At 73.0% G+C, this 24,201-nt stretch carries 23 protein-coding genes and 1 tRNA gene; 7 read left to right on the forward strand and 17 right to left on the reverse strand.

Annotation, left to right across the window (positions count from 1 at the left end; genetic code table 11):
* Positions 1–591 precede the first annotated feature (591 nt).
* A complete protein-coding gene (locus ACE1OC_RS16990) occupies positions 592–1,923 on the forward strand; it encodes an amidohydrolase family protein (RefSeq protein WP_407837706.1) in 1,332 nt (443 codons plus the stop codon).
* A gap of 54 nt (positions 1,924–1,977) precedes the next feature.
* The gene (locus tag ACE1OC_RS16995; protein ID WP_407837707.1) at positions 1,978–2,634 is read left to right on the forward strand and encodes an SDR family oxidoreductase; all 657 of its coding nucleotides are present in this window, start codon (positions 1,978–1,980) and stop codon (positions 2,632–2,634) included.
* On the opposite strand, the gene ACE1OC_RS17000 is transcribed toward ACE1OC_RS16995, so the two are convergent.
* The 3 genes from ACE1OC_RS17000 to ACE1OC_RS17010 all read right to left on the reverse strand — a co-directional run bounded on the left by ACE1OC_RS17000 (position 2,631) and on the right by ACE1OC_RS17010 (position 3,839).
* Complete coding sequence (locus tag ACE1OC_RS17000; RefSeq protein ID WP_407837708.1) at positions 2,631–3,068, reverse strand: DUF3574 domain-containing protein; 438 nt, start codon at positions 3,066–3,068, stop codon at positions 2,631–2,633. The two genes, ACE1OC_RS16995 and ACE1OC_RS17000, sit on opposite strands and share 4 nt — an antisense overlap.
* A gap of 93 nt (positions 3,069–3,161) precedes the next feature.
* Entirely contained in the window at positions 3,162–3,593 is a 432-nt protein-coding gene (locus tag ACE1OC_RS17005) for a hypothetical protein (RefSeq protein WP_407837709.1), read from the reverse strand.
* A 164-nt stretch (positions 3,594–3,757) separates the two neighbouring features.
* Positions 3,758–3,839 (reverse strand) — tRNA-Tyr (locus tag ACE1OC_RS17010).
* A 198-nt stretch (positions 3,840–4,037) separates the two neighbouring features.
* On the opposite strand from ACE1OC_RS17010, the gene ACE1OC_RS17015 reads away from it, so the two are divergent.
* The 3 genes from ACE1OC_RS17015 to ACE1OC_RS17025 all read left to right on the forward strand — a co-directional run bounded on the left by ACE1OC_RS17015 (position 4,038) and on the right by ACE1OC_RS17025 (position 7,591).
* Positions 4,038–4,526, forward strand: a complete 489-nt coding sequence (locus ACE1OC_RS17015; RefSeq protein ID WP_243333311.1) for a YajQ family cyclic di-GMP-binding protein — start codon at positions 4,038–4,040, stop codon at positions 4,524–4,526.
* Between the two features lie 295 nt (positions 4,527–4,821).
* On the forward strand, positions 4,822–6,255 hold the full coding sequence (locus tag ACE1OC_RS17020; protein ID WP_407837710.1) for a SulP family inorganic anion transporter: 1,434 nt from the start codon (positions 4,822–4,824) through the stop codon (positions 6,253–6,255).
* Positions 6,256–6,367: 112 nt separating this feature from the next.
* Complete coding sequence (locus ACE1OC_RS17025) at positions 6,368–7,591, forward strand: APC family permease (RefSeq protein WP_407841587.1); 1,224 nt, start codon at positions 6,368–6,370, stop codon at positions 7,589–7,591.
* On the opposite strand, the gene ACE1OC_RS17030 is transcribed toward ACE1OC_RS17025, so the two are convergent.
* The 14 genes from ACE1OC_RS17030 to ACE1OC_RS17095 form a co-directional block, all read right to left on the reverse strand.
* Positions 7,575–8,120, reverse strand: a complete 546-nt coding sequence (locus ACE1OC_RS17030; RefSeq protein WP_407837711.1) for an SMI1/KNR4 family protein — start codon at positions 8,118–8,120, stop codon at positions 7,575–7,577. The genes ACE1OC_RS17025 and ACE1OC_RS17030 overlap by 17 nt on opposite strands.
* A gap of 70 nt (positions 8,121–8,190) precedes the next feature.
* Entirely contained in the window at positions 8,191–9,207 is a 1,017-nt protein-coding gene (locus ACE1OC_RS17035) for a glycosyltransferase family 2 protein (protein ID WP_407837712.1), read from the reverse strand.
* Positions 9,208–9,309: 102 nt separating this feature from the next.
* Entirely contained in the window at positions 9,310–9,702 is a 393-nt protein-coding gene (locus ACE1OC_RS17040; protein WP_407837713.1) for a YccF domain-containing protein, read from the reverse strand.
* Positions 9,699–10,562 (reverse strand): zinc metalloprotease HtpX, encoded by an 864-nt coding sequence (gene htpX, locus ACE1OC_RS17045; RefSeq protein WP_250740894.1) that lies wholly within the window; start codon positions 10,560–10,562, stop codon positions 9,699–9,701. The genes ACE1OC_RS17040 and htpX overlap by 4 nt, the downstream gene beginning before the upstream one ends.
* 277 nt (positions 10,563–10,839) lie before the next feature.
* Positions 10,840–12,435 (reverse strand): NADH-quinone oxidoreductase subunit N, encoded by a 1,596-nt coding sequence (locus ACE1OC_RS17050; RefSeq protein ID WP_407837714.1) that lies wholly within the window; start codon positions 12,433–12,435, stop codon positions 10,840–10,842.
* Positions 12,432–14,000, reverse strand: a complete 1,569-nt coding sequence (locus tag ACE1OC_RS17055; RefSeq protein WP_266960135.1) for a complex I subunit 4 family protein — start codon at positions 13,998–14,000, stop codon at positions 12,432–12,434. Before ACE1OC_RS17055 ends, ACE1OC_RS17050 begins: the two co-directional genes overlap by 4 nt.
* A 38-nt stretch (positions 14,001–14,038) precedes the next feature.
* Positions 14,039–16,078 (reverse strand): NADH-quinone oxidoreductase subunit L, encoded by a 2,040-nt coding sequence (locus ACE1OC_RS17060; RefSeq protein ID WP_407837715.1) that lies wholly within the window; start codon positions 16,076–16,078, stop codon positions 14,039–14,041.
* Positions 16,075–16,449, reverse strand: coding sequence for an NADH-quinone oxidoreductase subunit NuoK (gene nuoK / locus ACE1OC_RS17065; protein ID WP_250740897.1), 375 nt, complete (start codon positions 16,447–16,449; stop codon positions 16,075–16,077). The genes ACE1OC_RS17060 and nuoK overlap by 4 nt, the downstream gene beginning before the upstream one ends.
* Positions 16,449–17,018: an NADH-quinone oxidoreductase subunit J gene (locus ACE1OC_RS17070; protein WP_250740898.1), complete on the reverse strand. Its 570-nt coding sequence runs from the start codon at positions 17,016–17,018 to the stop codon at positions 16,449–16,451. Before ACE1OC_RS17070 ends, nuoK begins: the two co-directional genes overlap by 1 nt.
* Positions 17,015–17,623 carry a NuoI/complex I 23 kDa subunit family protein gene (locus tag ACE1OC_RS17075; protein ID WP_407837716.1) on the reverse strand — a complete coding sequence of 203 codons (609 nt, stop codon included), beginning with the start codon at positions 17,621–17,623 and terminating at the stop codon, positions 17,015–17,017. The genes ACE1OC_RS17070 and ACE1OC_RS17075 overlap by 4 nt, the downstream gene beginning before the upstream one ends.
* Positions 17,624–18,592, reverse strand: a complete 969-nt coding sequence (locus ACE1OC_RS17080) for a complex I subunit 1/NuoH family protein (RefSeq protein ID WP_250740900.1) — start codon at positions 18,590–18,592, stop codon at positions 17,624–17,626.
* A complete protein-coding gene (locus tag ACE1OC_RS17085; RefSeq protein WP_407837717.1) occupies positions 18,589–19,965 on the reverse strand; it encodes an NADH-quinone oxidoreductase subunit C in 1,377 nt (458 codons plus the stop codon). Before ACE1OC_RS17085 ends, ACE1OC_RS17080 begins: the two co-directional genes overlap by 4 nt.
* The gene (locus ACE1OC_RS17090; protein WP_407837718.1) at positions 19,962–20,615 is read right to left on the reverse strand and encodes an NADH-quinone oxidoreductase subunit B; all 654 of its coding nucleotides are present in this window, start codon (positions 20,613–20,615) and stop codon (positions 19,962–19,964) included. Before ACE1OC_RS17090 ends, ACE1OC_RS17085 begins: the two co-directional genes overlap by 4 nt.
* Positions 20,606–21,013 carry an NADH-quinone oxidoreductase subunit A gene (locus ACE1OC_RS17095; protein WP_250740903.1) on the reverse strand — a complete coding sequence of 136 codons (408 nt, stop codon included), beginning with the start codon at positions 21,011–21,013 and terminating at the stop codon, positions 20,606–20,608. The genes ACE1OC_RS17090 and ACE1OC_RS17095 overlap by 10 nt, the downstream gene beginning before the upstream one ends.
* A gap of 155 nt (positions 21,014–21,168) precedes the next feature.
* On the opposite strand from ACE1OC_RS17095, the gene ACE1OC_RS17100 reads away from it, so the two are divergent.
* Both ACE1OC_RS17100 and ACE1OC_RS17105 read left to right on the forward strand, forming a co-directional pair.
* Positions 21,169–22,362: a sensor histidine kinase gene (locus ACE1OC_RS17100; protein ID WP_407837719.1), complete on the forward strand. Its 1,194-nt coding sequence runs from the start codon at positions 21,169–21,171 to the stop codon at positions 22,360–22,362.
* A gap of 412 nt (positions 22,363–22,774) precedes the next feature.
* Positions 22,775–24,079 (forward strand): sensor histidine kinase, encoded by a 1,305-nt coding sequence (locus tag ACE1OC_RS17105; protein WP_407837720.1) that lies wholly within the window; start codon positions 22,775–22,777, stop codon positions 24,077–24,079.
* Positions 24,080–24,201 lie beyond the last annotated feature (122 nt).

Raw genomic sequence — 24,201 nt, forward strand, 5'->3', positions numbered from 1 at the left:
CGGGGCCGAGACCAACGGTCGGGCCCGGGGCCGGGAGCCGAGGCCGGGCCCGCGGCGGGACCCGAGGCCGGAACAGGGGCGGGAGCCGCAGTCGGGCCCGGGGCGGGAGCCGCAGTCGGGCCCGGGGCCGGGACTGGGGCGGGAGCCGAGGCCGGGACCCGCAGTCGGGACCGGGACGGGACTGGGACTGGGGCCCGGGGCGGGACTGGGGCTGGGGCCCGCGGTCGGGCCCGGGACGGGACTGGGGCTGGGGCCCGCGGTCGGGCCCGGGGTCGGGGTCGGGCCCGGGCCGGGGCCGGGGCCGGGGCCAGAGCCGGGGCCGGGGCCGGGGCCGGGGCCAGAGCCGGGGCCGGGGCCGGGGCCGGGGCCGGGTCCCGGCACGGGACCCGGCGGCGGGGCCCAGGAGACGGGCCCCGGGGTGGTCCGCGCGGGTGGTCTCGGGTGGGGGCCGCCCAGACGCACCGGTACGACTATTGCCCTCTTCCGCGAAGCGGGCACCCCTGCCCCCTAGGCTCTGAGCACGCTGCGTGATCTTGGGCCGCGGGCCGCGGCCACGGCCCCAGGAACCGCCCGAGCCACCGCAGGAGCGCGATGTCCGACAGCCCGCCGCAGCAGCCGTCCCACTCCCCGCGCAACCGCCCCGGCAGCGGCCAGGGCCCGGGGCAGGGGCACGGCCCCGAGGGCACCCAGGGAAGTCCGGGAGCCCCTGGCCCGGCGGCCCCCGAGTCCACCACCCTGCTCCTCGCCGGCGCCCGCCTCACCGACGGCCGCACCGTCGACGTCCGCCTCGGCGGCGGCCGGATCCAGGCCGTCGGCACGGCCGGCAGCCTGCCCGCCGCCGCGGGCGCCCGCGTCGACCTCACCGGCTACCTGCTCCTCCCCGCGCCCGCCGAGCCCCACTCCCACGGGGACACCGCCCTGACCGCGGACAGCGAAGGGCCCGTCTCCTACTCCCCCGACGAGGTGCAGCGCCGCGCCACCGAGGCGGCCCTGCTCCAGCTCGGGCACGGCGCCACGGCCGTCCGCTCCCACGTGCGCATCGGCGACGTACACGGTCTCGGCCCCCTGGAGGCCGTGCTCCAGGCCCGCCGCTCCCTGCGCGGGCTCACCGATCTCACCACCGTCGCCGTTCCCCGCCTGCTGACCGGGGTGGCCGGGGCCGACGGGCTCGCCATGCTGCGGGACGCCGTGAAGATGGGTGCCTCCGTCATCGGCGGCTGCCCCGACCTCGACCCCGACCCCACCGGCTTCCTCGAAGCCGTACTGGAACTCGCCTCCGAACACGGCTGCCCCGTCGACCTGCACACCGACGGCGACGACCCCGCCCGCCTGTCCCGGCTCGCGGCGATGGCCGGCGGACTGCGGCCCGGGGTCTCCATCGGGCCCTGCGGCGGCCTGTCCCGCCTCCCGCTGGACGCGGCGACCCGGGCCTCCGACCAGCTGGCGGCCGCCGGCGTACGGGTGACCTGCCTCCCCCAGGGCGACTGCGCGGCCCTGGAACGGCGGGGCCTGCGCACCGCCCCCGTACGGCTGCTGCGCGCCGCCGGGGTGCGCGTCGCGGCCGGCAGCGGGGCCCTGCGCGACGCGGGCAACCCGGTCGGGCGCGGAGACCCGCTCGAAGCCGCGTACCTCCTGGCCTCCCAGGGCGGGCTCCGCGCCACCGAGGCCTACCACTCGGTCGCCGGCGCCGCCCGCGAGGCGATGGGCCTGCCGGAGGTCCGGGTGGAGGCCGGGTTCCCGGCGGAACTGCTCGCCGTGCGCGGGGACCGGATCGCGAGCGTGCTGTCCCTCGCGTACAGCCGGATCGTGATCCACCGCGGGCGGGTGGTAGCCCGGACGAGTGCCGTACGGGAATACTGCGACTCCGCCGTCGCGGTGGCCCTGGACCTGCCCCGGCAGGGCCGTACGGAGCCAGGTCCCTGAGCGTTCACCGCATGTTCCCGGGCGCGGTCGCCCGGCTCGTCGTACGGTCGTGGCATGCGCATCGTCATCGCGGGTGGACACGGTCAGATCGCGCTGCGGCTGGAGCGCCTGCTCGCCGCGCGCGGGTACGAGGTCGCGGGCATCATCCGCGATCCGGCACAGGGCGACGACCTCAGGGAGGCGGGCGCCGAACCGGTGCTGTGCGACCTGGAATCGGCGTCGGTCGAGCACGTGGCGGGCATCCTGCAGGGCGCGGACGCCGCGGTGTTCGCGGCGGGCGCGGGTCCCGGCAGCGGGGCCGGGCGCAAGGACACGGTGGACCGGGGCGCGGCGGTGCTGTTCGCGGACGCCGCCGAACGGGCCCGGGTGCGCCGCTTCCTGATGGTCTCCTCGATGGGCGCGGACACCCGCCGCGAGGGCGACGAGGTCTTCGACGCCTATCTCCGTGCCAAGGGCGAGGCCGACGAGCACGTCCGCACCCGTCTGGGTCTGGAGTGGACGATCCTGCGCCCCGGCTCGCTGGTCGACGACGCGGGTACGGGTCTGGTCCGCCTGGAGGCGCAGACGGGCCGCGGGCCGGTCACCCGCGACGACGTGGCGGCGGTCCTCGCCGAGCTGATCGATACGCCCGCGACCGCGGGCCTCACCCTGGAACTCATCGCGGGCTCGACCCCGGTCCCGGTGGCGGTCAAGGACGTGGCGGGCAATTAGAAATCGGCGGTCAGACGGTCGTCGGAGCGGCCGACCGAATCCTGCTGGAACCGCTGCTCGTACGCGTCCCGGATCCGCTCGATGCGCGCACCGCGCTCGTCGGCCTCCTTCTCCGGATACAGCAGCACCACCTCGTACGAGATCTCACGGATGATCTTCCCGTCGCGCTGCCACTGGCCGCGCCCGTCCTGGAGGGTCAGCCCCTCGGGGAAGGCGGGGGTGATCTCGCGTTCGAGGAACCCCATGAACTCCCGCTCCCCGACCGGTGGACGGCCGTCCGGCCGCTCGGTGCCGAAGTAGAGCCGGGTCTCCTGGTAGGGATCCCCCACATCGCCGTTCAGCGCCGCTCCGACCAGAGCCGGGATCCCCGCTCCGAGCAGGGCGAGGAGCACCCCGCCGCCGACCTTTCCGCGCGCGTCAGAAGTCCATTTCACGCCGGATGAACGACCGGAGCGCCACATCGGTACGCCCGATCCGCCCGATGGGCTCATCCCGCGCCCGCGCCCGCTCCGTCAGGCCCCGGCCCCTCATGCCCGCTCCAGCCGACGCCGCCACCACGGATCCCCCGGCGGGGCGTACGGATCGGGGAGCGTCCGGGCGAGGAACCGCGCGTCGAGCGGCGCGAGTACGGCCCGCAGCTCCCGCACGGCGCGACGGGGCAGGGAAAGGCAGAAGGCCTCCAGGGTCCCCCGGTGATCGCCGCCCCAGACCGGCTGGCAGCAGGGGTAGTCCTCGTCCCAGCTCGGGTAGATGATCCACGACGGTCCCCGGCCGTACACCACCCCGCGCCAGGCGGACAGTGCGCGGTAGGCCGCGCCGGGCTCGTACCGGTGGCGTTCGACGCGCGCGATCTCCACGAGGGTGCGGGCGGAGACGCCCGGAACGACGGCTCGGTCGCCCTCTCGGGGCGTCCGGTGTGGCGGGTCCGACCGGACCTGCGAGGGCGCCTTACGCGCCATGGCCCTTTCGGCCGCAGATGCTGATGCTGATGCTGATCATGCGAACAGCATGCGGCCCGTTCCGCTTCGCCGCCCACTGGTTTTCCGTGGGGCGTTCCGGTTCCGGGCATACGAGAAAACCCCCGCCCACTGCATTTCTGCAATGAGCGAGGGTCTCACTCGCGTGGCGGCGCCAGGGTTCGAACCTGGGTAGGCTGAGCCGGCAGATTTACAGTCTGCTCCCTTTGGCCACTCGGGCACACCGCCATGATCGCTGCCATCTTTCCGCCTTGCGGCGGCGCTCCGTGGCAACGACGTAAACGATACCCGATGACCGGGGGTGCTTCGCCACCGGATTGATCAGCACCGCACGTGGGCGCGGTGGCTAGGCTTTGCGGAGCGGTCCGGGGATGTCCGGCCGCGCCCTTCGGGGCCGTCACTACCGACTTCAAGGAGCCACAGCACATGGCCGACTCCAGTTTCGACATCGTCTCGAAGGTCGAGCGGCAGGAGGTCGACAACGCCCTCAACCAGTCCGCCAAGGAGCTCTCGCAGCGCTACGACTTCAAGGGCACCGGCGCCACGATCGCCTGGTCCGGCGAGAAGATCCTGATGGAGGCGAACTCCGAGGAGCGCGTCAAGGCCGTCCTGGACGTCTTCGAGACCAAGCTGGTCAAGCGCGGGATCTCCCTCAAGGCGCTCGACGCCGGTGAGCCGCAGCTGTCCGGCAAGGAGTACAAGATCTTCGCCACGATCGAGGAAGGCATCTCCCAGGAGAACGCCAAGAAGGTCGCGAAGATCATCCGTGACGAGGGCCCCAAGGGCGTCAAGGCCCAGGTCCAGGGCGAGGAGCTGCGCGTCAGCTCCAAGAGCCGCGACGACCTCCAGGAAGTCCAGGCCCTCCTCAAGGGCAAGGACCTGGACTTCGCGATCCAGTTCGTGAACTACCGCTGATCACCGGCTTCGGCCCCTGTTCAGCCCGCACGCCGGCCCGGCGGTCCTTCGAGGACCGCCGGGCCGCGGTCGTTGCGGCACGGTCGTTGCGGCGCGGGCGTTACGGCGCGGTCGTTGCGGAGCGGTCATTGCGGCGGGGCGTCGCGGGCGGTGTCGCGGGACCGGCGCTCGGCGGGTGTGTGCCCGGCGTGAGCGGCGTACGCGCCCGTGCCGTCCTCCGTGTGCACTTGGGCGGGCGGTGGTGCGCCCACCAGGGTGAGGGGTGTCCGTCAGCGCCTCGTCAGGGGGTTCCCGCATGCCTGTGCCTGGGGCCGGCACGTTACGTGAAGACTTCGGGGCATCCGTGGTGGTCGCCCTGGTCGCGCTACCGCTCTGCGTCGGAGTGGCCGTCGCCTCCGGGGTACCGGCCGAACTCGGGATCCTCACCGGGGTGGTGGGCGGGCTGGTCACCGGCTGGTTCCGGGGCAGCTCCCTCCAGGTGAGCGGCCCGGCCGCCGGGCTCACCGTGCTCGTCTACGAGGCCGTGCGGACGTACGGGCTGCCCGCGCTCGGCGTGCTCGTCCTGGCCGCCGGCCTGGTGCAGCTGGGCATGGGCGTGCTGCGGCTCGGGCGGTGGTTCCGGGCGATCTCCGTGGCCGTCGTGCACGGGATGCTGGCCGGTATCGGGCTCGTGCTGATCGCCGGTCAGCTGTACGCCCTGGCCGACGTGGAGGCCCCGGCGCGGACCCTGGAGAAGCTGGCCGGGGCGCTGGAGCTCGGCGGGCGCGCCGACTGGACCGCCGTGGCGCTCGGGGCCGGGACGGTCGCCGTCCTGGTGGCCTGGCGGCGGATGCCCGACCGGCTACGGCTCGTCCCGGGGGCGCTCGTCGGGGTCGCGGCCGCGACCGCCGCGGCCGTGCTGCTGCGGCTGCCCGTGGAGCGGGTCCGGGTCACGGGCGTCCTGTCGGCCGTGACCCTGCCCGGCTGGGAGGACTTCGGGGTGCTCGCCTCCGTCGGGGCCGTCGGGACCGTGGTGGCGCTCGCGCTCATCGCCTCCGCCGAGACGCTGTTCAGTGCGGCGGCCGTGGACCGCATGCACGACGGGGACCGGACCGACTACGACCGCGAACTGGTCGCCCAGGGCGTAGGGAACACCCTCTGCGGGATGCTCGGGGCCCTGCCGATGACCGCCGTCATCGTCCGCAGCGCCGCCAACGTCGAGGCCGGCGCCCGCACTCGGGCCTCCCGGATCCTGCACGGCGGCTGGCTACTGCTGTTCGCCGTGGCCGTCCCCGGACTGCTGGAGTCCGTCCCGCTCGCCGCGCTGGCCGGGGTACTGCTGCACGCCGGCTGGAAGCTGCTTCCGGTACGGGCGGTGGCCGCCCTGTGGCGGTCGCACCGGGGCGAGGCGGTCGTCCTGGTGGCGACGGCCGCGGCGATCGTGGCCACGAACCTCTTCGAGGGGGTGCTCGCGGGGCTGGGGCTCGCCGTCGCCAAGGCGGCCTGGGAGACCTCCCACGTGCACATCGAGCCGGTGTGGGAGGGCGACGAACTGCGCGTGCGGATCCTGGGGAACGCCAGCTTCCTGCGGCTGCCCAAACTGCTCGACGAGCTGGACGCGCTGCCCCGCGGCGGTGTCGTCCGCCTGGACCTGAGCGGGCTGCGCCACCTCGACCACGCCTGCCTGACCGCGCTGGACGGCTGGGAGCGCAGCCGCACGCCGGTCCCCGGCCGGGAGGGCGTCACCTAGAGGCCGTCTCTTTCGAATCTTGCCGGGCCCGCAAGATCCGAAAGAGACGCCCTAGCCCGGCTACCCTGCGCACGTGAACGCCACGCATCCCACGCATCCCCCGCACAACGAGATGAAGCGCACCCTGGGCGTCTTCGACGCGGTCGTCGTCGGGCTCGGCGCGATGGTCGGCGCCGGGATCTTCGCCGCCCTGGCCCCGGCGGCGCGCGCGGCCGGCGGAGCGCTCCTCGCAGCGCTCGCGCTCGCGGCCCTGGTGGCTTATTGCAACGCGCACTCCTCGGCTCGGCTGGCCGCCCGCTACCCCTCCTCGGGCGGCACCTATGTGTACGGGCGCGAACGGCTCGGGCCCTTCTGGGGATACCTGGCCGGCTGGGGCTTCGTCGTCGGCAAAACGGCCTCCTGCGCGGCGATGGCCCTCACGGTCGGGGCCTACGCGTGGCCCGGGCAGCAGCACGTGGTGGCCGTGGCGGCGGTGGTGGCACTGACCGCCGCGAGCTACGGAGGCGTGCAGAAGTCCGCCCGGATCGCCCGGGTGATCGTCGCGGTGGTGCTGGCCGTCCTGGCCGGGGTCGTCGTGGCGTGCCTGTCCTCCGGCGCGGCCGACGCCGGCCGTCTCAGCGGCTCGGACTGGGCGGCGGCCGGGCTGCTCCAAGGCGCCGGGCTGCTGTTCTTCGCCTTCGCGGGCTACGCCCGGATCACCACCCTGGGCGAGGAGGTGCGCGACCCGGAGCGCACGATCCCGCGGGCGGTGCCCCTCGCCCTGGGGATCGCCCTGCTCGTCTACGCCGCGGTCTCGGTGGCGGCGCTGTCGGTGCTCGGCGCCGACGGTCTGGGGCGGTCGGCGGCCCCGCTGGCCGACGCCGTGCGCGCGGCCGGGTGGCCCGGGCTGACTCCCGTCGTCCGGGTGGGCGCGGCCCTGGCGGCGCTGGGCTCGCTGCTGGCGCTCGTACTCGGGGTGTCGCGGACGACCCTGGCGATGGCGCGGGACGGCCATCTGCCGCGCGCGCTGGCCGCCGTACATCCCCGGCATCAGGTGCCGCACCACGCCGAGCTGGCGGTGGGCGCCGTGGTGGCGGTGCTCGCGGCCACCACCGATCTGCGGGGAGCGATCGGTTTCTCCTCCTTCGGCGTGCTCGCCTACTACGCGATCGCGAACGCCTCCGCGTGGACTCTCGATTCAGGTGTCAAGGACCGGGCCGTGGCAGCGGTGGGACTGTCCGGCTGCGTGGTGCTGGCCTGCGCGCTGCCCGCCGCGTCGACGGTCACGGGGGCCGCGGTGCTGGCACTTGGCGCGCTGGCCTACGGGGTGCGCCGGCGGCTCACACCCGGGCCCTGAAGCCCGCCCAGGGGGTCAGCTCCAGGTCCCATTCCTCCCCCGCGCCCGATTCCTCGCTGAACCAGGCGCTGCCGTCGAGCCAGCCGCGCAGCCAGTCGGCGAGCGTGGGCGATTCGAGGAACCAGGCGAGGTCGGGCTCGCCCGAGTTCGGTTCGAACAGCAGGACTTGGGCGGTTTCCGAGCGGCAGTCCACGCAGGCGCGCAGGGCGCAGCCGAAGTCGGCTATGGGCAGCACGCCCTCGGGCCAGCGCCAGGCCGAGGCCCGCATCGCGGTGTATTCGGCGACGGCGCGCTCCAGGGGCAGCAGGCCGTGCTCGGGGCCGAAGCCGCCGCCCGCCACGCGGGTGTGGAGGGCCGCGAGGAGGGGCGGCAGGGCGAAGCCCAGGGCGGCCTCGGCCCGGTGCAGTTCCGCGGCGGGCAGGGGCGCCGGAAGGGGCGCGATGGGGGTGCCGGTGGCCGCGTACCGCCCCTGGCGGGAGCTGTGCGCGCGGCCGGCGACTTGCTTCAGCAACTGCTCGATGTCATCCATGCACACAGAGTGACACCCCCCACTGACAATCGCCCTGACCTGCGATTTCAGTCGTGATGAGGGCGCGACCTCAGTCCGCTTGGCGCTCCGTGTTCCGCGCCGGGGCGTGCGAGTCGTACCCGACGAAGAAGGTGGGGCGGCGCTGCACGGCCGTGTAGATGCGGCCGATGTACTCGCCGAGCAGGCCGACGCAGATCAGCTGCACGCCGCCGAGGAACAGCATCACGATGAACAGCGAGGTCCAGCCGGGGACGGTCTGGCCCTTCAGGTAGATCGCCAGGGTGGCGCCCACCATCAGCAGGCAGCCGAAGAAGCTGGCCACGCCCAGCCAGGTCGCCAGGCGCAGCGGGGCGGCGGAGAAGTTGATGATGCTGTCGACGCCGAGCCGGAGCATCTTGCTCAGCGGGTACTTGGTCTCCCCCGCCACCCGCTCCTCGCGCTGGTAGCTGACCTGGCCGCTGGGGAAGCCGAGCCACGGCACGAGCAGGCGGTACACCTGGTGCTGGTCGGGCATGGCCTTGACCGCCTCGACCGCCGCGCGGCTCAGCAGCCGGAAGTCGCCCGCCTGCGCCGGCACCTGTTTGCCGACCAGGCGGCGCACCAGCCAGTAGTACGCGCCGGCCGTGTGCCGTTTGAACCCGGTGTCGGTGCTCCGGTCGGCCCGGACCCCGTAGACGATGTCGAGGCCGTCCGCGCGGGCCAGGTCGAGCATCTCCGGGATCTTCTCCGGCGGGTCCTGGAGGTCCGCGTCGATGCTGGCCACGTACGCGCCCAGGGCGCTGTGCAGGCCCGCGGTGAGGGCGGCCTGGTGGCCGGAGTTCCCGCGCAGCCGCACGATCCGCAGCTCGGGCCATTTGGCCTGGAACTCGGTGAGGAGCTCCGCGGTCCGGTCCTTGCTGCCGTCGTCGACGGCGACGACCTCGTAGCGGACGGCCATGGCGTCGAGTGCCGGGCGCAGTCTGCCGACCAGGGCCGGCAGCGCGTCCTCCTCGTTGTACATCGGCACGACCACCGAGAGGGTCGTGGAGGGCTCGGAGGGCTCGGAGAACTCGGAAGGCTCAGAGGGCTCAGAGGGCTCAGTCGACATCGGTTCTTCCCTGCCCGTCGTGCGTGCCGCTCGTCCGCGTCACTCGTCCGCAACCCGGAACTTTAATACGAGTGGATAAACCGGATCCGGGCTCGGCGCGGCTCAGCGCGAGGCGAACGGAGCGTCCGTGGGGACGATCTCGCGGCCCAGCGGGAGCAGGGAGAGCGGGACCATCTTGAAGTTGGCGATGCCGAACGGGATGCCGATGATCGTGATGCACAGCGCGATGCCGGTGAAGATGTGGCCCAGGGCCAGCCACCAGCCCGCCAGGATCAGCCACAGGACGTTGCCGATGGCGGAGCCCGCACCCGCGTCACGCCGCTCGACGGTCGTGTACCCGAAGGGCCACAGGGCGTACACGGCGATGCGGAACGAGGCTATGCCGAAGGGGATTCCGATGATGGTGATGCAGAGGATCACACCCGCCAGGCAGTAGCCCAGGAAGAGCCAGACTCCGCTGAGGACGAGCCAAATGAGGTTCAGGATGGTCTTCACTGACTGCGGCCTGCCATCTGTTCGAGCCGGGCGATGCGCTCGGCCATCGGAGGGTGTGTGGAAAACATTTTGGACAATCCTTCGCCGGGACGGAAGGGATTGGCGATCATCATGTGGCTCGCGGTCTCCAGTCGCGGCTCGGCGGGCAGCGGGAGCTGCTTGGTGCCGGCGTCCAGCTTGCGCAGGGCGCTGGCGAGGGCGAGCGGGTCCCCGGTGAGCTGGGCCCCGGAGGCGTCCGCCTCGTACTCGCGCGAGCGGCTGATGGCGAGCTGGATCACGGAGGCCGCCAACGGGCCCAGGATCATGATCAGCAGCATGCCGAAGAGGCCCGGTCCCTCGTCGTCGTTGGAGCGGCCGATGGGGATCAGCCAGGCGAAGTTGACCAGGAACATGATCACGGAGGCCAGGGCGCCCGCGACGGACGAGATGAGGATGTCGCGGTTGTAGACGTGGCTGAGCTCGTGGCCGATGACCCCGCGCAGTTCGCGCTCGTCGAGTATGCGCAGGATGCCTTCGGTGCAGCAGACCGCGGCGTTGCGCGGGTTGCGGCCGGTGGCGAAGGCGTTGGGGGCCTCGGTCGGGGAGATGTAGAGCCGGGGCATGGGCTGGCGCGCGGACGTGGAGAGCTCGCGCACCATGCGGTAGAGCTCGGGTGCCTCGAACTCGCTGACGGGGCGGGCCCGCATCGCGCGCAGGGCCAGCTTGTCGCTGTTCCAGTACGCGTACGCGTTGGTGCCGAGGGCCACGAGGACGGCGACGATCAGGCCGCCCCGGCCGAAGAAGCTTCCGATCAGGATGATGAGGGCCGACAGACCACCGAGGAGTACGGCGGTCTTCAGCCCGTTGTGCCGGCGGTGCACGGTGCGCCCTCCAAGTGGTGCGGCAGGGGGACCCGTCCAGGATCTGGGGATCGGAGGGCCTACGGTCCAGTGGACCCTTCCTTCCTGGTCAACGCGAGGTGAGGGCGGCAGGTTCCCCGGGCACGCCCGTCCCCGCCGCCCCGGTGGGCCGGGGGGCGGGGCTGTGGCGGGACGGTGGGCGGGCCGCGGCGGGCGCCGTGGAGGTTAGGCCGTACGGGTTACGGGTGCGGGCCGGCCGCGGCGCTGACCGGGCTCCGGCGGACCTCCGGAGCGTGCTCTACAGCGGGAAGAGGCTGCCGGTGGCGAAGCGCAGGACGAGCTGCGGTGCACCCGAGAGGACCAGCGCGGTGGCGGCGGTGAGCACGATGGCCGCCGTGACCGGCCAGGGGGTCCCCGTACGGGGCTGCGCGCCCTGCTGTGCGCCCTCCTGCGCCGCGTCCCCCTCGGGGGTGCGGAAGAGCAGGGCGGTCCAGCGCAGGTAGTAGTACAGCGCGACGACGACGTTGACGGCCATGACCACGGCGAGCCAGCCCAGGCCCGCGTCGACCGCCGAGCGGAAGACGGTGACCTTCGCGAAGAGCCCGATGATGCCCGGCGGCAGACCGGCCAGGCAGAGCAGGAAGAACGCCATGGCCAGGGCGGCGAGCGGGCTCTCGGCGTACAGGCCCCGGTAGTCGGCGAGCCGGTGCAGCGGCTTCGTACGGGCCACCAGGGCGGCCACGGCGAAGGCGCCGAGGTTCACGGCGGCGTACATGAGGGCGTAGGCGACGGTGGAGCCGATCTGGTCGCGGCCGGCGTAGGCGGCGGCCGCGATCGGGACCAGCAGGTAGCCGGCCTGGCCCACGGAGGACCAGGCGAGCAGCCGTACGGCCCCGCCCGGCCGGTCGGCGGACTGGCGCAGGGCCGCCGCGTTGCCGAGGGTCATGGTGAGCGCGGCCAGGACGGCGAGGGCCGGACCCCAGACGTCGGAGTACGCGGGGAAGGCGATCACGGTGACGAGAATGAGGCCGGTGAAGCCGACGGCCTTGCCGATGACCGACAGGTATCCGGCGACGGGCAGCGGGGCGCCGACGTAGGTGTCCGGGACCCAGAAGTGGAAGGGGACGGCGGCCGTCTTGAAGGCGAAGCCGACCAGGGTGAGCGCGACGCCCGCCATGGCGAGGGTGTCGAGCTGTCCGGGGACGTTCCCGAGCCGGTCGGCGACCTGGGTGAGGTGCAGGGAGCCGGTGGCGGCGTAGACGAAGCTGACGCCCATCAGGGACACGGCGGTGGCCGTGACGGAGGACAGGAAGAACTTGAGGGCGGCCTCGGAGGAGAGCCGGTCGCCGCGGCGCATGCCGACGAGGGCGAAGGCGGGCAGCGAGGCGACTTCGAGGGCGACGATCAGGGTGGCGAGGTCGCGGGAGGCGGGCAGCAGGGCCGCGCCGGCGGCGGAGGAGAGCAGCAGGAACCAGTACTCGCCGGCCGGCATGCGCGCCTCGCGGACGGCGGTGACCGACAGCAGGGCGGTGACCAGGGCGCCGCCCAGCACGAGGAACTGCACGACGAGCGCGAAGTGGTCGGCGGCGTAGCTGCACGCGGCCGGGTCGGCCGTACCGGGTCCGGTGAGGCAGAAGGTGCTGCGGTCACCGGCGCGCAGCGGCAGCAGGGTGGCGGTCGCGGCGGCCAGTCCGGCCACGGAGATCCAGCCGAGCAGCGGCTTGCGGCGCTCCGGCACGAAGAGGTCGAGGACCAGCACGAGGAGGCCGACGGAGGCGGTGATGACGACCGGTGCGATGGCGAGCCAGTCGACGGACTGGACCAGGCTGCCGGCGCCCGCGCCGGTGTCGGCCGCGGCGATGGCGGTGCTGGTGAGGGGCTGAAGGACCGTCATGAGTTCCCTCCCGCGAGGAGCTTCTGGACGGCCGGGTCGGTGAGGCCGAGGAGGACCGCGGGCCACAGGCCGGCGAGGAGGGTGAGGGCGACGAGCGGGCTCCAGGCGGCGTACTCGTAGCGCTGGATGTCCGCGAGGACCACCGGGGCGGCGGCCCCTTCGCGCGCGGCCTTCGGGTCGCCCATGCACACCCGCCGTACGACGATCAGAAGATAGGCGGCGGTGAGCAGGGTGCCGAACGCGCCTACGGACATGTACGTGAGGAACGCCGGCCGCGACAGGCCCTCGGCGGGGTCGAACGCGCCGAAGAGGGCCAGCATCTCGCCCCAGAAGCCGGCCAGGCCGGGCAGGCCGAGCGAGGCGATGGCGGCGAAGGCGAGGAGGGCTCCGAAGCGGGGGGCGCGGCCGTAGAGGGCCGCTCCGGTCGCTCCGGCGAGGGTGTCGAGATCGGCCGTGTTGTAACGGTCTTTGAGCGCGCCGACAAGAAAGAAGAGAAGGCCGGTGATCAGACCGTGCGCGACGTTGGCGAACAGCGCACCGTTCACGCCGGTGGGGGTCATGGAAGCGATGCCGAGGAGGACGAAGCCCATGTGGCCGACGGAGGAGTACGCGATGAGGCGCTTGAGGTCGCCCTTGTTGCCCTTGCGGGCGAGGGCAAGACAGGCCAGGGACCCGTAGACGATGCCGACCGCGGCGAAGGCTCCCAGGTACGGGGCGAAGGTGGCCATGCCGTCGGGGGTGGCGGGCAGCAGGATCCGGACGAACCCGTAGGTGCCCATCTTCAGCAGGACGCCCGCGAGGAGGACGGAACCGACGGTGGGGGCGGCCGTGTGGGCGTCCGGCAGCCAGCTGTGCAGCGGCCACATCGGGGTCTTCACTGCGAGGCCGATCCCGATGGCGAGAACGGCCAGGACCTGGGTGGTGTGGGACAGTTCGCGGCCGTTGTCGGAGGCCAGTGCCACCATGTCGAAGGTGCCGCTGTTCAGCCCGATCAGCAGCAGGCCGAGCAGCATCACCACGGAGCCGAGGAGGGTGTAGAGGATGAACTTCCAGGCGGCTGCCTGCCGCTGAGCACCGCCCCAGCGGGCGATGAGGAAGTACATCGGGATGAGGACCATCTCGAACGCGAGGAAGAACAGCAGCAGGTCGAGGACGGCGAAGGTGGCGAGGGTGCCGGACTCCAGGACCAGGAGCAGGGCGACGAAGGCCTTCGCGGAGGGGCCCGCGGGGAGCTTGAAGTAGCTGTAGAGCGCGCAGAGGAAGAACAGCAGCGCGGTCATCAGGAGGAGGGGGAGCGAGATGCCGTCGATGCCGAGGTGGATCCGGACGTTCAGGGCCTGGATCCAGCTGATGTCCGTCGTCGCCTGGAAGCGGGACGGGGCGTCGTGGTCGAAGCCCACGGCGAGGACGATCGCCGCGGCGAGGATGGCACCGGTCACGGTCACGCCGTGGCGCAGTACGGCCTGTTCGGGGCTCTTGCCCTTCAGTCCGGGCGGGGCCGGCAGGAGGGCGGCGACGGCGCCGACGAGCGGGCCGGCCACGACGAACGCCAGAAGGAACTGCATCACGGACGGGCTGATATCAATCACGGCTGACTCACGGCTCACGATCCGGCGTTGACGTTGGCGAGGACGGCGGTGGCGATCGCCAGGACCACGGCGCCGGCGAGCAGGGCGCTCAGGTAGCTCTGCACGTTGCCGGTCTGGGCGCGGCGCACGAGGGCGCCGAGCAGCCGGGGGCCGAGGCCCGCGCCACGGACGTACGAGTCCACGACCTCGCGGTCGAGGAAGCGTACGAGGGCTGCGGCGGCTCGGACGGGGCGGACGAACAGGCGGTCGTAGACGGCGTCGAGGTGGAAGCCGACGGCGGCGTGCCGGTGCAGCGGGCCGAGGAGCGCGCGGCCGGGGTCGGCGGCGGGGGCCGTGGAAACGACCGGGTGGTCGTGGGTGACCTCGGCGACTTCGGGGCTCTCGGCGGCGGACTCGGCGGCGACGACGGACGCGGGCACTGCGCCGGCGGGCGCTCCCGCGGTGGCGGGGCCCGCTCCGGCCGGGGCTGCCGGGATCAGGGCGGCCTGGGCCTGGGCGCGCTGCCACAGGGCGTAGGTGAGCACCGCGCCGACGGCGGCGGCGCCCGTGCCGAGGACCGAGGTCGTCAGCGACGGGGTGAGCTCGCGCCCGTCGAAGAAGTCGGACAGGGGCCCGGCCAGCAGGCCGAAGCCCACGGACGGGACGGCCAGCAGCCACAGCACGCCGGTCATGGCGACGGGCTCCTTGCCGTGGTCGGGGGCGGCTGCGCCCCGGCCGCGGAAGGCCATCAGCCACAGCCGGGTGGCATAGGCGGCGGTGAGCAGGGCGGTCAGCACGCCGGCGACGAGGACCACCCAGCCGGCCGCGCTCGGGGCGAGCTCCGAGTGGCCGCCGGCGGTGTGCTCGGCGGCGACGAGGACGGCTTCCTTGGAGAAGAAGCCGGCGAAGGGCGGGAAGGCGGCGAGCGCGAGCAGCGCGATCGTCATCGTCCAGAAGGCGTCGGGGATGCGCTTGGCCAGGCCGTCCATGCGGGACATGGCGGCGAGGGAGTTCGTCCCCGCGGCGTGGATGATCACGCCGGCGCCGAGGAACAGGAGCGCCTTGAAGGCGCCGTGGGACAGGAGGTGAAAGACGGCGGCCGCACGGTCGCCGACGGCCAGGGCGCCGGTCATGTAGCCGAGCTGGCCGATCGTGGAGTAGGCGAGCACCCGCTTGATGTCGTCCTGGGCCAGGGCGGCGAGGGCGGAGCCGACCATCGTGACGGCCGCCATGACGGCCAGGACCACCAGTGCGGCCCGGGACGCCGCGAAGACGGGGAGGAGGCGGGCGACGAAGTAGACGCCGGCGGCGACCATCGTCGCCGCGTGGATCAGTGCGGAGACCGGGGTGGGGCCCGCCATGGCGTCCGGAAGCCAGGTGTGCAGCGGGAACTGCGCGGACTTGCCCGCGACTCCGGCCAGCAGGAGGAGCGCGATGAGCGTCGGGTGGTCGAGCCCGCCCGCGGCGACCGTGCCCAGGATCTTGGTGATCCGGAAGGACCCGGCGTCGGTGGCGAGCGCGAACAGACCGATGAGGAAGGGGACGTCGCCGAGCTTGGTGACGAGGAAGGCCTTCAGGGAGGCGGAGCGGGCCGCCTCGGTCTCCCAGTAGTGGCCGACCAGGAAGTACGAGCAGATGCCCATGATCTCCCAGCCGACCAGCAGCACCATCAGGTCGCCGGAGTAGACGACGAGCAGCATGGCGGAGGTGAACAGTGAGACCAGAGAGGCGTAGGACGGGTAGCGCGGGTCCTCGCGCAGGTACGCCGTCGAGTAGATCTGCACGCAGGTGGCGACGAGGCCGACGAGCACAGCCACCATGACGGCGAAGCCGTCCAGGTGGAGCGAGAGCTCGATGGGCACCGAGCCGGTCGGGGTCAGCTCGGTCGCCGTGTCGATCGCCTTGCCGCCGCCCTGGCGGAGGGCGACCAGGACCGCGAGGACGGCGGCCGCCAGCGTCGGCAGGGCGGCGAGCGGCTTCACGAAGCCGGGGGCGGTGCGGCCGAGCAGCAGTCCCGCCAGTGCGCCCAGGAAGGGCAGGAGGGGGACCAGTACGGCGAGGGTCGGGGTGCTCACGCGGCGGCTCCGGTCGCAGGGTTCGCGCTGTCCGCGCCAGCGGGGGTCGTGCCGTCCTGCTCGTGGCCCTCGGCGGTGTCGCGCAGTCGGTCCACGTCCGCGGTGCCCCGGTTGCGGTAGACCATCAGCACGATCGCGAGGCCGATGCCGATCTCGGCGGCGGCGATGGCGATGGTGAAGAGGGTGAGGGCCTGGCCGGCGTGCAGGCTGTCGCGCAGCCAGACGTCGAAGGCCACCAGGTTGAGGTTGACGGCGTTGAGCATCAGCTCGACGGACATCAGGACCAGGATGGCGTTGCGGCGGGCGAGCACTCCGTACAGGCCCGTGCAGAAGAGGAGCGCCGCCAGGACGGCGGGGTAGGCGAGGTGCATCAGCGCTGCCCGCCCTTCGGGTCGGTGGCGGGCGCGTCCTTGCGGGACAGCACGATGGCGCCGATCAGGGCCGCGAGGAGGAGGACGGAGAGCGCCTCGAACGGCAGCACCCAGTGCCGGAAGAGGATCTCTCCCGAGACCTTGGTGGAGCCCTGGGCGGGGCCGTCGAGGTCGATCCAGGTGGTGCGGAAGGCGTCGACGACCACCCAGACGAGCGCGGCGGCCGCGACGAGGGCGACGCCGAGCGCGACCGGGCGGTTGCCCGAGTCGGCGTCCGGCGAGCGGCCGATCGGGGCCTTGGTGAGCATCAGCCCGAAGAGGAGGAGGACGACCACGGAACCGAGGTAGATCAGCACCTGGACCCAGGCGATGAACTCGGCGGTCAGCAGCAGGTATTCGACGGCGATCCCGCCGAGGGCGACGACCAGCCACAGGGCGGCGTGCACGAGCTGCTTGGTGGTGACCGTGACGGCGGCCGCGCCGAGGGTGGCGAGGCCGACGAGGACGAAGGCGATCTCGACGCCGGTCGGGGAGAGGAAGCCGTTGCCTTGGGCGGCTGCGGTGATCACGCGTCTCCTTCCGGGGCCGGGTCCGCGTCCGGGGCGGTGGTGTCGGGGTTCGCCTCGGCGGCGGCTGCTGCGGCGGCCGCGGCTGCGGTCTCCGCCTTCTCCACGGCCTTGCGGGCGGCCGCGATCTCCTTGGGCTCCTCGGCGGCCGGGTCCAGGGCGGGCGGGGCCGGGACGGTCCACATCCACTCGCGCAGCTTGTCGCGCTCGTGGGTGAGCTCGTGGATGTCGGTCTCGGCGTACTCGAACTCCGGCGACCAGAACAGCGCGTCGAAGGGGCACACCTCGATGCAGATGCCGCAGTACATGCAGAGGGAGAAGTCGATGGCGAAGCGGTCGAGGACGTTGCGGCTGCGCTCACGGCCACCGGGGGCGGCGGCCGGCACCGTCTCCTTGTGGGAGTCGATGTAGATGCACCAGTCGGGGCACTCGCGCGCGCACAGCATGCAGACCGTGCAGTTCTCCTCGAACAGGCCGATGACCCCGCGCGAGCGCGGCGGGAGTTCGGGCTGTACCTCGGGGTACTGGGCGGTGTGCGAGCGCTTCGTCATCGTGCGCAGCGTGACGGCCAGGCCCTTGGCGAGGCCGGAGCCGGGGATGGGAGGCATTTACTGGATCGCCACCTTCACGATGCCGGTGAGCGCGATCTGGGCGAGCGCGAGGGGGATGAGTACGGTCCAGGCGAGCTTCTGCAGCTGGTCCTCGCGGAGCCGGGGGTAGCTCACGCGGAGCCAGATCACCACGAAGGAGAGCGCGGCGATCTTGAGCAGGGTCCAGGCCCAGGCGAAGCCGTCGCCGCCGAAGGGGCCGTGCCAGCCGCCCAGGAAGAGGACGGTGGTCAGGGCGCACAGCACGACGATGCCGGCGTACTCGGCGAGCAGGAACAGCGCGAAGCGCAGGCCGGTGTACTCGGTGTACGCGCCGAAGATGATCTCGGAGTCGGCGACGGGCATGTCGAAGGGGGGCCGCTGGAGTTCGGCGAGGCCGGCGGTGAAGAAGACGAGCCCGCCGACGATCTGCCAGGGCAGCCACCACCACTCGAAGGCGCCGACGATGCCGGGGAGCGAGACGGTTCCGGCGGCCATGGCGACCGAGGCCGCCGCGAGCAGCATGGGGAGCTCGTAGGCGAGCAGCTGGGCGGCGGTGCGGAGGCCTCCGAGGAGGGAGAACTTGTTCGCGGAGGCCCAGCCGGCCATGAGCGAGCCGAGCACGCCGACGCCCATGACGGCGAGCGCGAAGAAGAGCCCCGCGTCGATGACCTGGCCGACGGCGCCCTCGCCGGGGCCGATCGGGATGGCGAGGAGGACCAGGAGGTACGGGAGGAGCGCGACGGCGGGGGCGAGCTGGAAGACACGGCGGTCGGCGTTGGCCGGGACGATGTCTTCCTTCTGCGCGAACTTGACTCCGTCGGCGACGAGCTGGGCCCAGCCGTGGAAGCCGCCGGCGTACATGGGGCCGAGGCGGCCCTGCATGTGGGCCATCACCTTGTGCTCGGTCTGCCCGACGACGAGCGGGAGCACGAGGAAGACGGCGAAGACGACGATCAGCCGCAGGGCGACGTCGAGGACGTCGTTCACGCGGCGCCTCCGGTGGGGTCGTTGGGGGTGGGGTCCGTCTCGGAGGGGTCCGGCTTGGGGGCGGACCCGGGCTCCTGCTCGGACTCGGGCTCGGCTGAGCCCGCCGGGCCGTCGGCCGGAGCCGCCGGGGTCGCCGGAGCGGCCGAAGCCGCATGGTCAACCGGTTCGGCCGGTTCGGCCGGTTCCGACGTCGGGGTGTCGAAGGCGGGCTTCGGGTTGTGCCAGGGGGCGTCCGCGCTGCCGCGTACCGTGCGGGCGGGGGCCTGGGGTTCCACCGCGGGCGTGCCCTCGGCTTCGGACGAAGCTGCGGTCTGGCTCGCGGAGCCGTCCGCGACCGAGCGGGAGCGGCGCACCGGACGCGCCGGGGCGGCTTCCGCGTCGGTCGCCGAGGCTTCGGGCGGGGCCGGGGCTGCTCCTGCCGCCGAGGCCTCCGCCTGGCTCGCGGAGCCGTCCGTCACCGAGCGGGAGCGGCGCGCCGGACGGCCCGGGGCCGCCTCGGTCGGGGTCGGGCTCGTTTCGGCCTGGGTCGCCACGGCTTCGGCTTCCGCCGGGTCCGGGGTGGTTGCCGCTGCCGGGGCCTGTGCCTGGCTTGCCGAGCCGTCCGCTACCGAGCGGGTACGGCGTACCGGGCGGGCCGGGGTCTCGTCGGGCGAGGTCGGGGTGGCTTCGCGGGGGGTGCGGGCGAGGCGGTCGCCGGCCGCGCGCGGGGTGCGGGCCGGGCGGTCGCCGGCGGCGCCTGCCGCCGCGCCCGCCGCCGCGCGGGGGGTGCGGGCGGGGCGGGTGGGGGCCGGGGGGAGCTGGCCCTTCATCGGGCCCCAGTCGTTGGGGTCCGGCACGCCCGGCGGGAGCATCTGGCGGCGCTTCGGGGCGTCCGGGTCGTGTGCCTCGCCCGGCTCCTTCGCACCCGGCCATGCCTTGGCGACCCGCGCCGCGAGGACGAAGTCCTTGCGCAGCGGGTGGCCCTCGAAGTTCTCGGGGAGGAGCAGCGGCACCAGGTTCGGGTGGTCCGTGAAGGAGACCCCGAACATCTCCCAGGTCTCGCGCTCGTGCCATTCCGCGCCGGCGTAGATCGAGACCGCCGAGGGCAGGGAGGGCGCCGAGTGGGGGACGGTGGTGCGCAGCAGGAGGCGGCGTACGCGGTGGTTCTCCAGGGAGACCACGTGCGCGCAGATGCGGAAGCCCGTGCCCGGCTCGTCCACCGCGCTCAGCCAGTCGAAATAGGTGCAGCCCAGCTTGTCGCGGGCGATCTCCAGCGCGGGGATCCAGCTCGCGGTGGGGACGTCGACCGTGAGGACGGAGTAGGCGAGGGAGCCGACCGCTTCGGCGCCGAAGATCGTTCCCGCCGCGTCGGGGAGGGAGTCGTAGAGGTTCACGCGTCCGTCCCGGGAGCAGGGCTGGAGGGGGGAACGGGAGTGGAGGCGGGAGCGGGAGGAGGGGTGATCAGGCCGCTCGTCAGTTGCGCCGGGGACGGCGTCGGCGTGGTCGTGTAGCGCTCCGCCAGCGATTCGCGGGCGATCTTCTCCTGGAGCTTGAGGATGCCCTGGAGGAGGGCCTCGGGGCGGGGCGGGCAGCCGGGGACGTAGACGTCGACCGGGATGATCTGGTCGACGCCCTTGGTCACCGAGTACGAGTCCCAGTACGGGCCGCCGCAGTTGGAGCAGGCGCCGAAGGAGATGACGTACTTGGGCTCGGGCATCTGCTCGTACAGCCGCTTGACGGCCGGGGCCATCTTGTCCGTCACCGTGCCGGAGACGATCATGAGGTCCGCCTGGCGCGGGCCGGGCGCGAAGGGGATGACGCCGAGCCGGATGAAGTCATGGCGGGCCATCGAGGCCGCGATGAACTCGATCGCGCAGCAGGCGAGGCCGAAGTTGAAGACCCACAGGCTGTAGCGGCGGCCCCAGTTGAGGACCACCTTCATGGGCTCGGGCGCGAGGCGGGACAGGACGCCCAGCCGCTTCGGCTCCGGGAGCAGCTGCGGCTCCGACGGCACGGCCGGGGTACCGGCCGGGGTCACAGCCATTCGAGGACGCCCTTCTTGTACGCATAGAGCAGGCCGACGGCCAGGAAGCCTAGGAAGATGAACATCTCCACCAGCGTCGTGGCGCCGTAACCGGCGGCGGCGAACACCGTCGCCCACGGGAAGAGGAAGATCGAGTCGACGGCGAAGATGACGTAGAGGAAGGCGTAGACGTAGTAGCGGACCTGGGTGTGCGCCCAGCCCTCGCCCACCGGGTCCACGCCGCACTCGTAGGTCAGCAGCTTCTCGCGGGTCGGGACGGACGGGCTCAGCAGGCGGTTGGCGCCGAACGCCACCGCCACGAAGAGCACACCGAGCGCGGCCAGGAGACCGACGACCGAATACGTTCGGAAGTAGTCCGCTGCGAGCACGGATACGGTCGATACCGTTGGTTCGGGCACGTCCGTTCCTCGTTCCTCGGCCACTGTCGACGATCAGGTTGATCTGGTACGGACGGGAGTCTAGGGCCTGGGCTCCACGGGGTGGGGTTATCCCCCGTTTACCTCGGCCCGGCTACCCCATGGCATCGGGCCCGCGGGCTTGGCAGGGTGGGCGCATGACCGCGAGCAAGCACACCCCCGACGACGGCACTCCTCCTCCCGTACGCGCACCTTTCGATGCCGTGACGTGGAAGGAAATCGCTTACCTGCTGAGCAATTTGCCCGCCGCCCTCATCGGGTTCGTCTACACGGTGGTGATGGTGGCGACCGCGGGCGGTCTGTCCGTGACCGCGATCGGTCTGCCGCTGTTCGCATGTGGTCTGTTCCTGTCTCGCCAATTGGGACGGCTGGAACGGGCGCGGGCGCGCGACCTCTTGGGCGTACGGGTCGACGAGCCGACGCCGATGCCCGGACCGGGCCGCTCCGGGGGGTTCTTCCCCTGGCTGTGGGCCAGTCTCAAGGACCCGGTGGCGTGGCGGACCGTGCTGTTCGAGCTGATCCGGCTGCCGTGGGCGATCCTCACCTTCACCGTAGCTCTGACCGGGCTGTTCGTGCTGTGGCCGGTGCTGCCGTGGGTGGTCCGCGGGCTCGCGAACGTGGACCGGGCGATGGTACGGGGCCTGCTGTCGCCCTCCGACGAGCTGGAGCGGCGCATCGCCGAGCTGGAGTCCGACCGGGGTGTCGTGGTCGACACCGCCGCGGCGGACCTGCGGCGCATCGAGCGGGACCTGCACGACGGGGCGCAGGCCCGGCTGGTGGCGCTGGCGATGGGGCTGGGCCTGGCGAAGGAGAAGCTGCTGGAGGACCCCGAGGGGGCGGCGGCGATGGTCGACGAGGCGCACGGGGAAGTGAAGATCGCCCTGCAGGAGCTGCGGGACCTCGCCCGCGGGATCCACCCGGCGGTGCTGACCGACCGGGGGCTGGACGCGGCGCTGTCCTCGGTGGCCTCCCGGTGCCTGGTTCCCGTGAAGGTGGCGGTGGACCTGCCGGCGCGGCCGGCGGAGGCGATCGAGGGGATCGCGTACTTCGTGGTCTCGGAGCTGCTGCAGAACGTGAGCAAGCACGCGGGGCCGGGGGCGCGGTTGGCGGAGGTCGAGGTGTGGCGCACGGGGGGCTCCGCCGACGGGCGGCTGTTGATCCGGGTGTCGGACGACGGGCGGGGTGGCGCGGATGCGTCGGCCGGGTCCGGGCTGGCGGGGCTGGGCGAGCGGCTCGACGCGGTCGATGGCGTGCTGGTGGTGGAGTCCCCCGTCGGGGAGGGCACCGTCGTCACGGCGGAGCTCCCGTGGCGGGAGCGGGCCGCGCGATAACCCTCCGCGGAGCGGGGCCGAGCCCCGGCCGGCCGGGAGCCCCGTACGCCTCGGGCGCCGGCGGGGCTGGGTCTGTACCGGCCGTGGGTCGCGCGCGGCGCCGTATCCCGGGGGCCAGCCCCCGGACCCCCGCTCCTCAAACGCCGTAGGGGCTGGATTTTGGCTGCGGCAGCCTCCATCTGCGACCCCTCGGGGCTGGGATTTGGGCTGCCGCGATCCGTAACCGCGAGCCCTTGGGGCTGGATCACCTTGCAAGGTGATCCAGCCCCATCTGCGTGTGAGGTGTGGGGGTCCGGGCGGAGTCCCGGGGTGGGGTTAACCCCCCGGGGGAGAGACCGACCTGCCGGATGTTGTGCGAAGGGGCCGCGCGGGAGGGTGGGGGGACACAGTGGAGGAAGGGCGGGTCGGCGACATGGGTAGCGGCGCACACGACGGCAGCGGCATCGGCAGGATGCTGCGGGCTCCCTTCGAGGGGCGGACCTGGCGGGAGTTCGGGTACCTGATGCTCGGGCTGCCGCTCAGCACCCTGTACTTCTCGCTCGCCATCACCGGCGTCAGCCTCGGCGCGGGGCTGCTCGTCACCTTCCTCGGAGTCCCGGTGCTGGCGGGGGTGCTGGCCATGTGCCGCGGGTTCGGGCGCGTGGAGCGGGCCCGGGTGCGCGGAATGCTCGGCGTCGACATCGCGGAGCCGGCTCCGATCCGGGCGAAGAAGGGCGGGGCGATCGCCGGAATGGCGGCGCTGCTCAAGAGCGGGAGCGCCTGGCGGCACGTGCTGTACTCGGTGATCCACTTCCCGTGGGCGGTGTTCGCCTTCTGCGTGGCCCTGACCTTCTGGGCCTACGGGTGGGCCATGCTGCTGTACCCGCTCTGGTTCTGGGTCTTCCCGGCGTTCACCGATCAGCCGGGGCTGCAGGTCTTCCAGAACGACGACTACTCCCTCTACCTGGACTCCCCGCTCGCGATCGCGGCGACCAGCGCGATCGGGCTCGCCTTCACGCTGGCCACCCCCTGGCTGGTCCGGGCCCTGACCACCGTGGACCGGCTGCTCGTCAGCGGGCTGCTCGGGCCGTCCCGGCTCGCGCACCGGGTGAGCGAGCTGGAGTCCGACCGGGGTGTCGTGGTCGACACCGCCGCGGCGGACCTGCGGCGCATCGAGCGCGATCTGCACGACGGGGCGCAGGCCCGGCTGGTGGCGCTGGCCATGGACCTGGGGCTGGCGAAGGAGAAGCTGACGGAGGACCCGCGGGCCGCCGCCCGGATGGTGGACGAGGCGCACGGGGAAGTGAAGATCGCCCTGCAGGAGCTGCGGGACCTCGCCCGTGGCATCCACCCCGCGGTGCTGACCGACCGGGGGCTGGACGCCGCCCTGTCCTCGGTGGCCTCCCGGTGTGCGGTACCGGTACGGGTGGCAGTGGATCTGCCCTCGCGGCCGGCGGCGGCGATCGAGGGGATCGCGTACTTCACGGTGTCGGAGCTGCTGCAGAACGTGAGCAAGCACGCGAGGGCCCGTACGGCCGGGGTCGACGTGTGGAAGTCCGGCGAGCGGCTGCTGATCCAGGTCGCCGACGACGGGGTGGGCGGGGCCGGTGCCGTGGCCGGTTCGGGACTGGCGGGGCTGGCCGAGCGGCTCGACTCCGTGGACGGGTTGCTGGTCGTCGACTCCCCCGACGGTGGCGGCACGACCGTCACCGCGGAACTCCCCTGGCGGGCCGTCTGAGGCACCCCCTCCCGCCCGTGGGCACGACGCCTGACACCACCGATCGACACCGTTCACCACCTATCGACACCGATCACCGCACGGATGCCCCGCACGGATGCCCCGCAGGGGTGTCCGTGCGG

Origin of the sequence: Streptomyces stoeckheimensis (genome assembly GCF_045822005.1) — a bacterium.
Lineage (GTDB): Bacteria > Actinomycetota > Actinomycetes > Streptomycetales > Streptomycetaceae > Streptomyces > Streptomyces stoeckheimensis.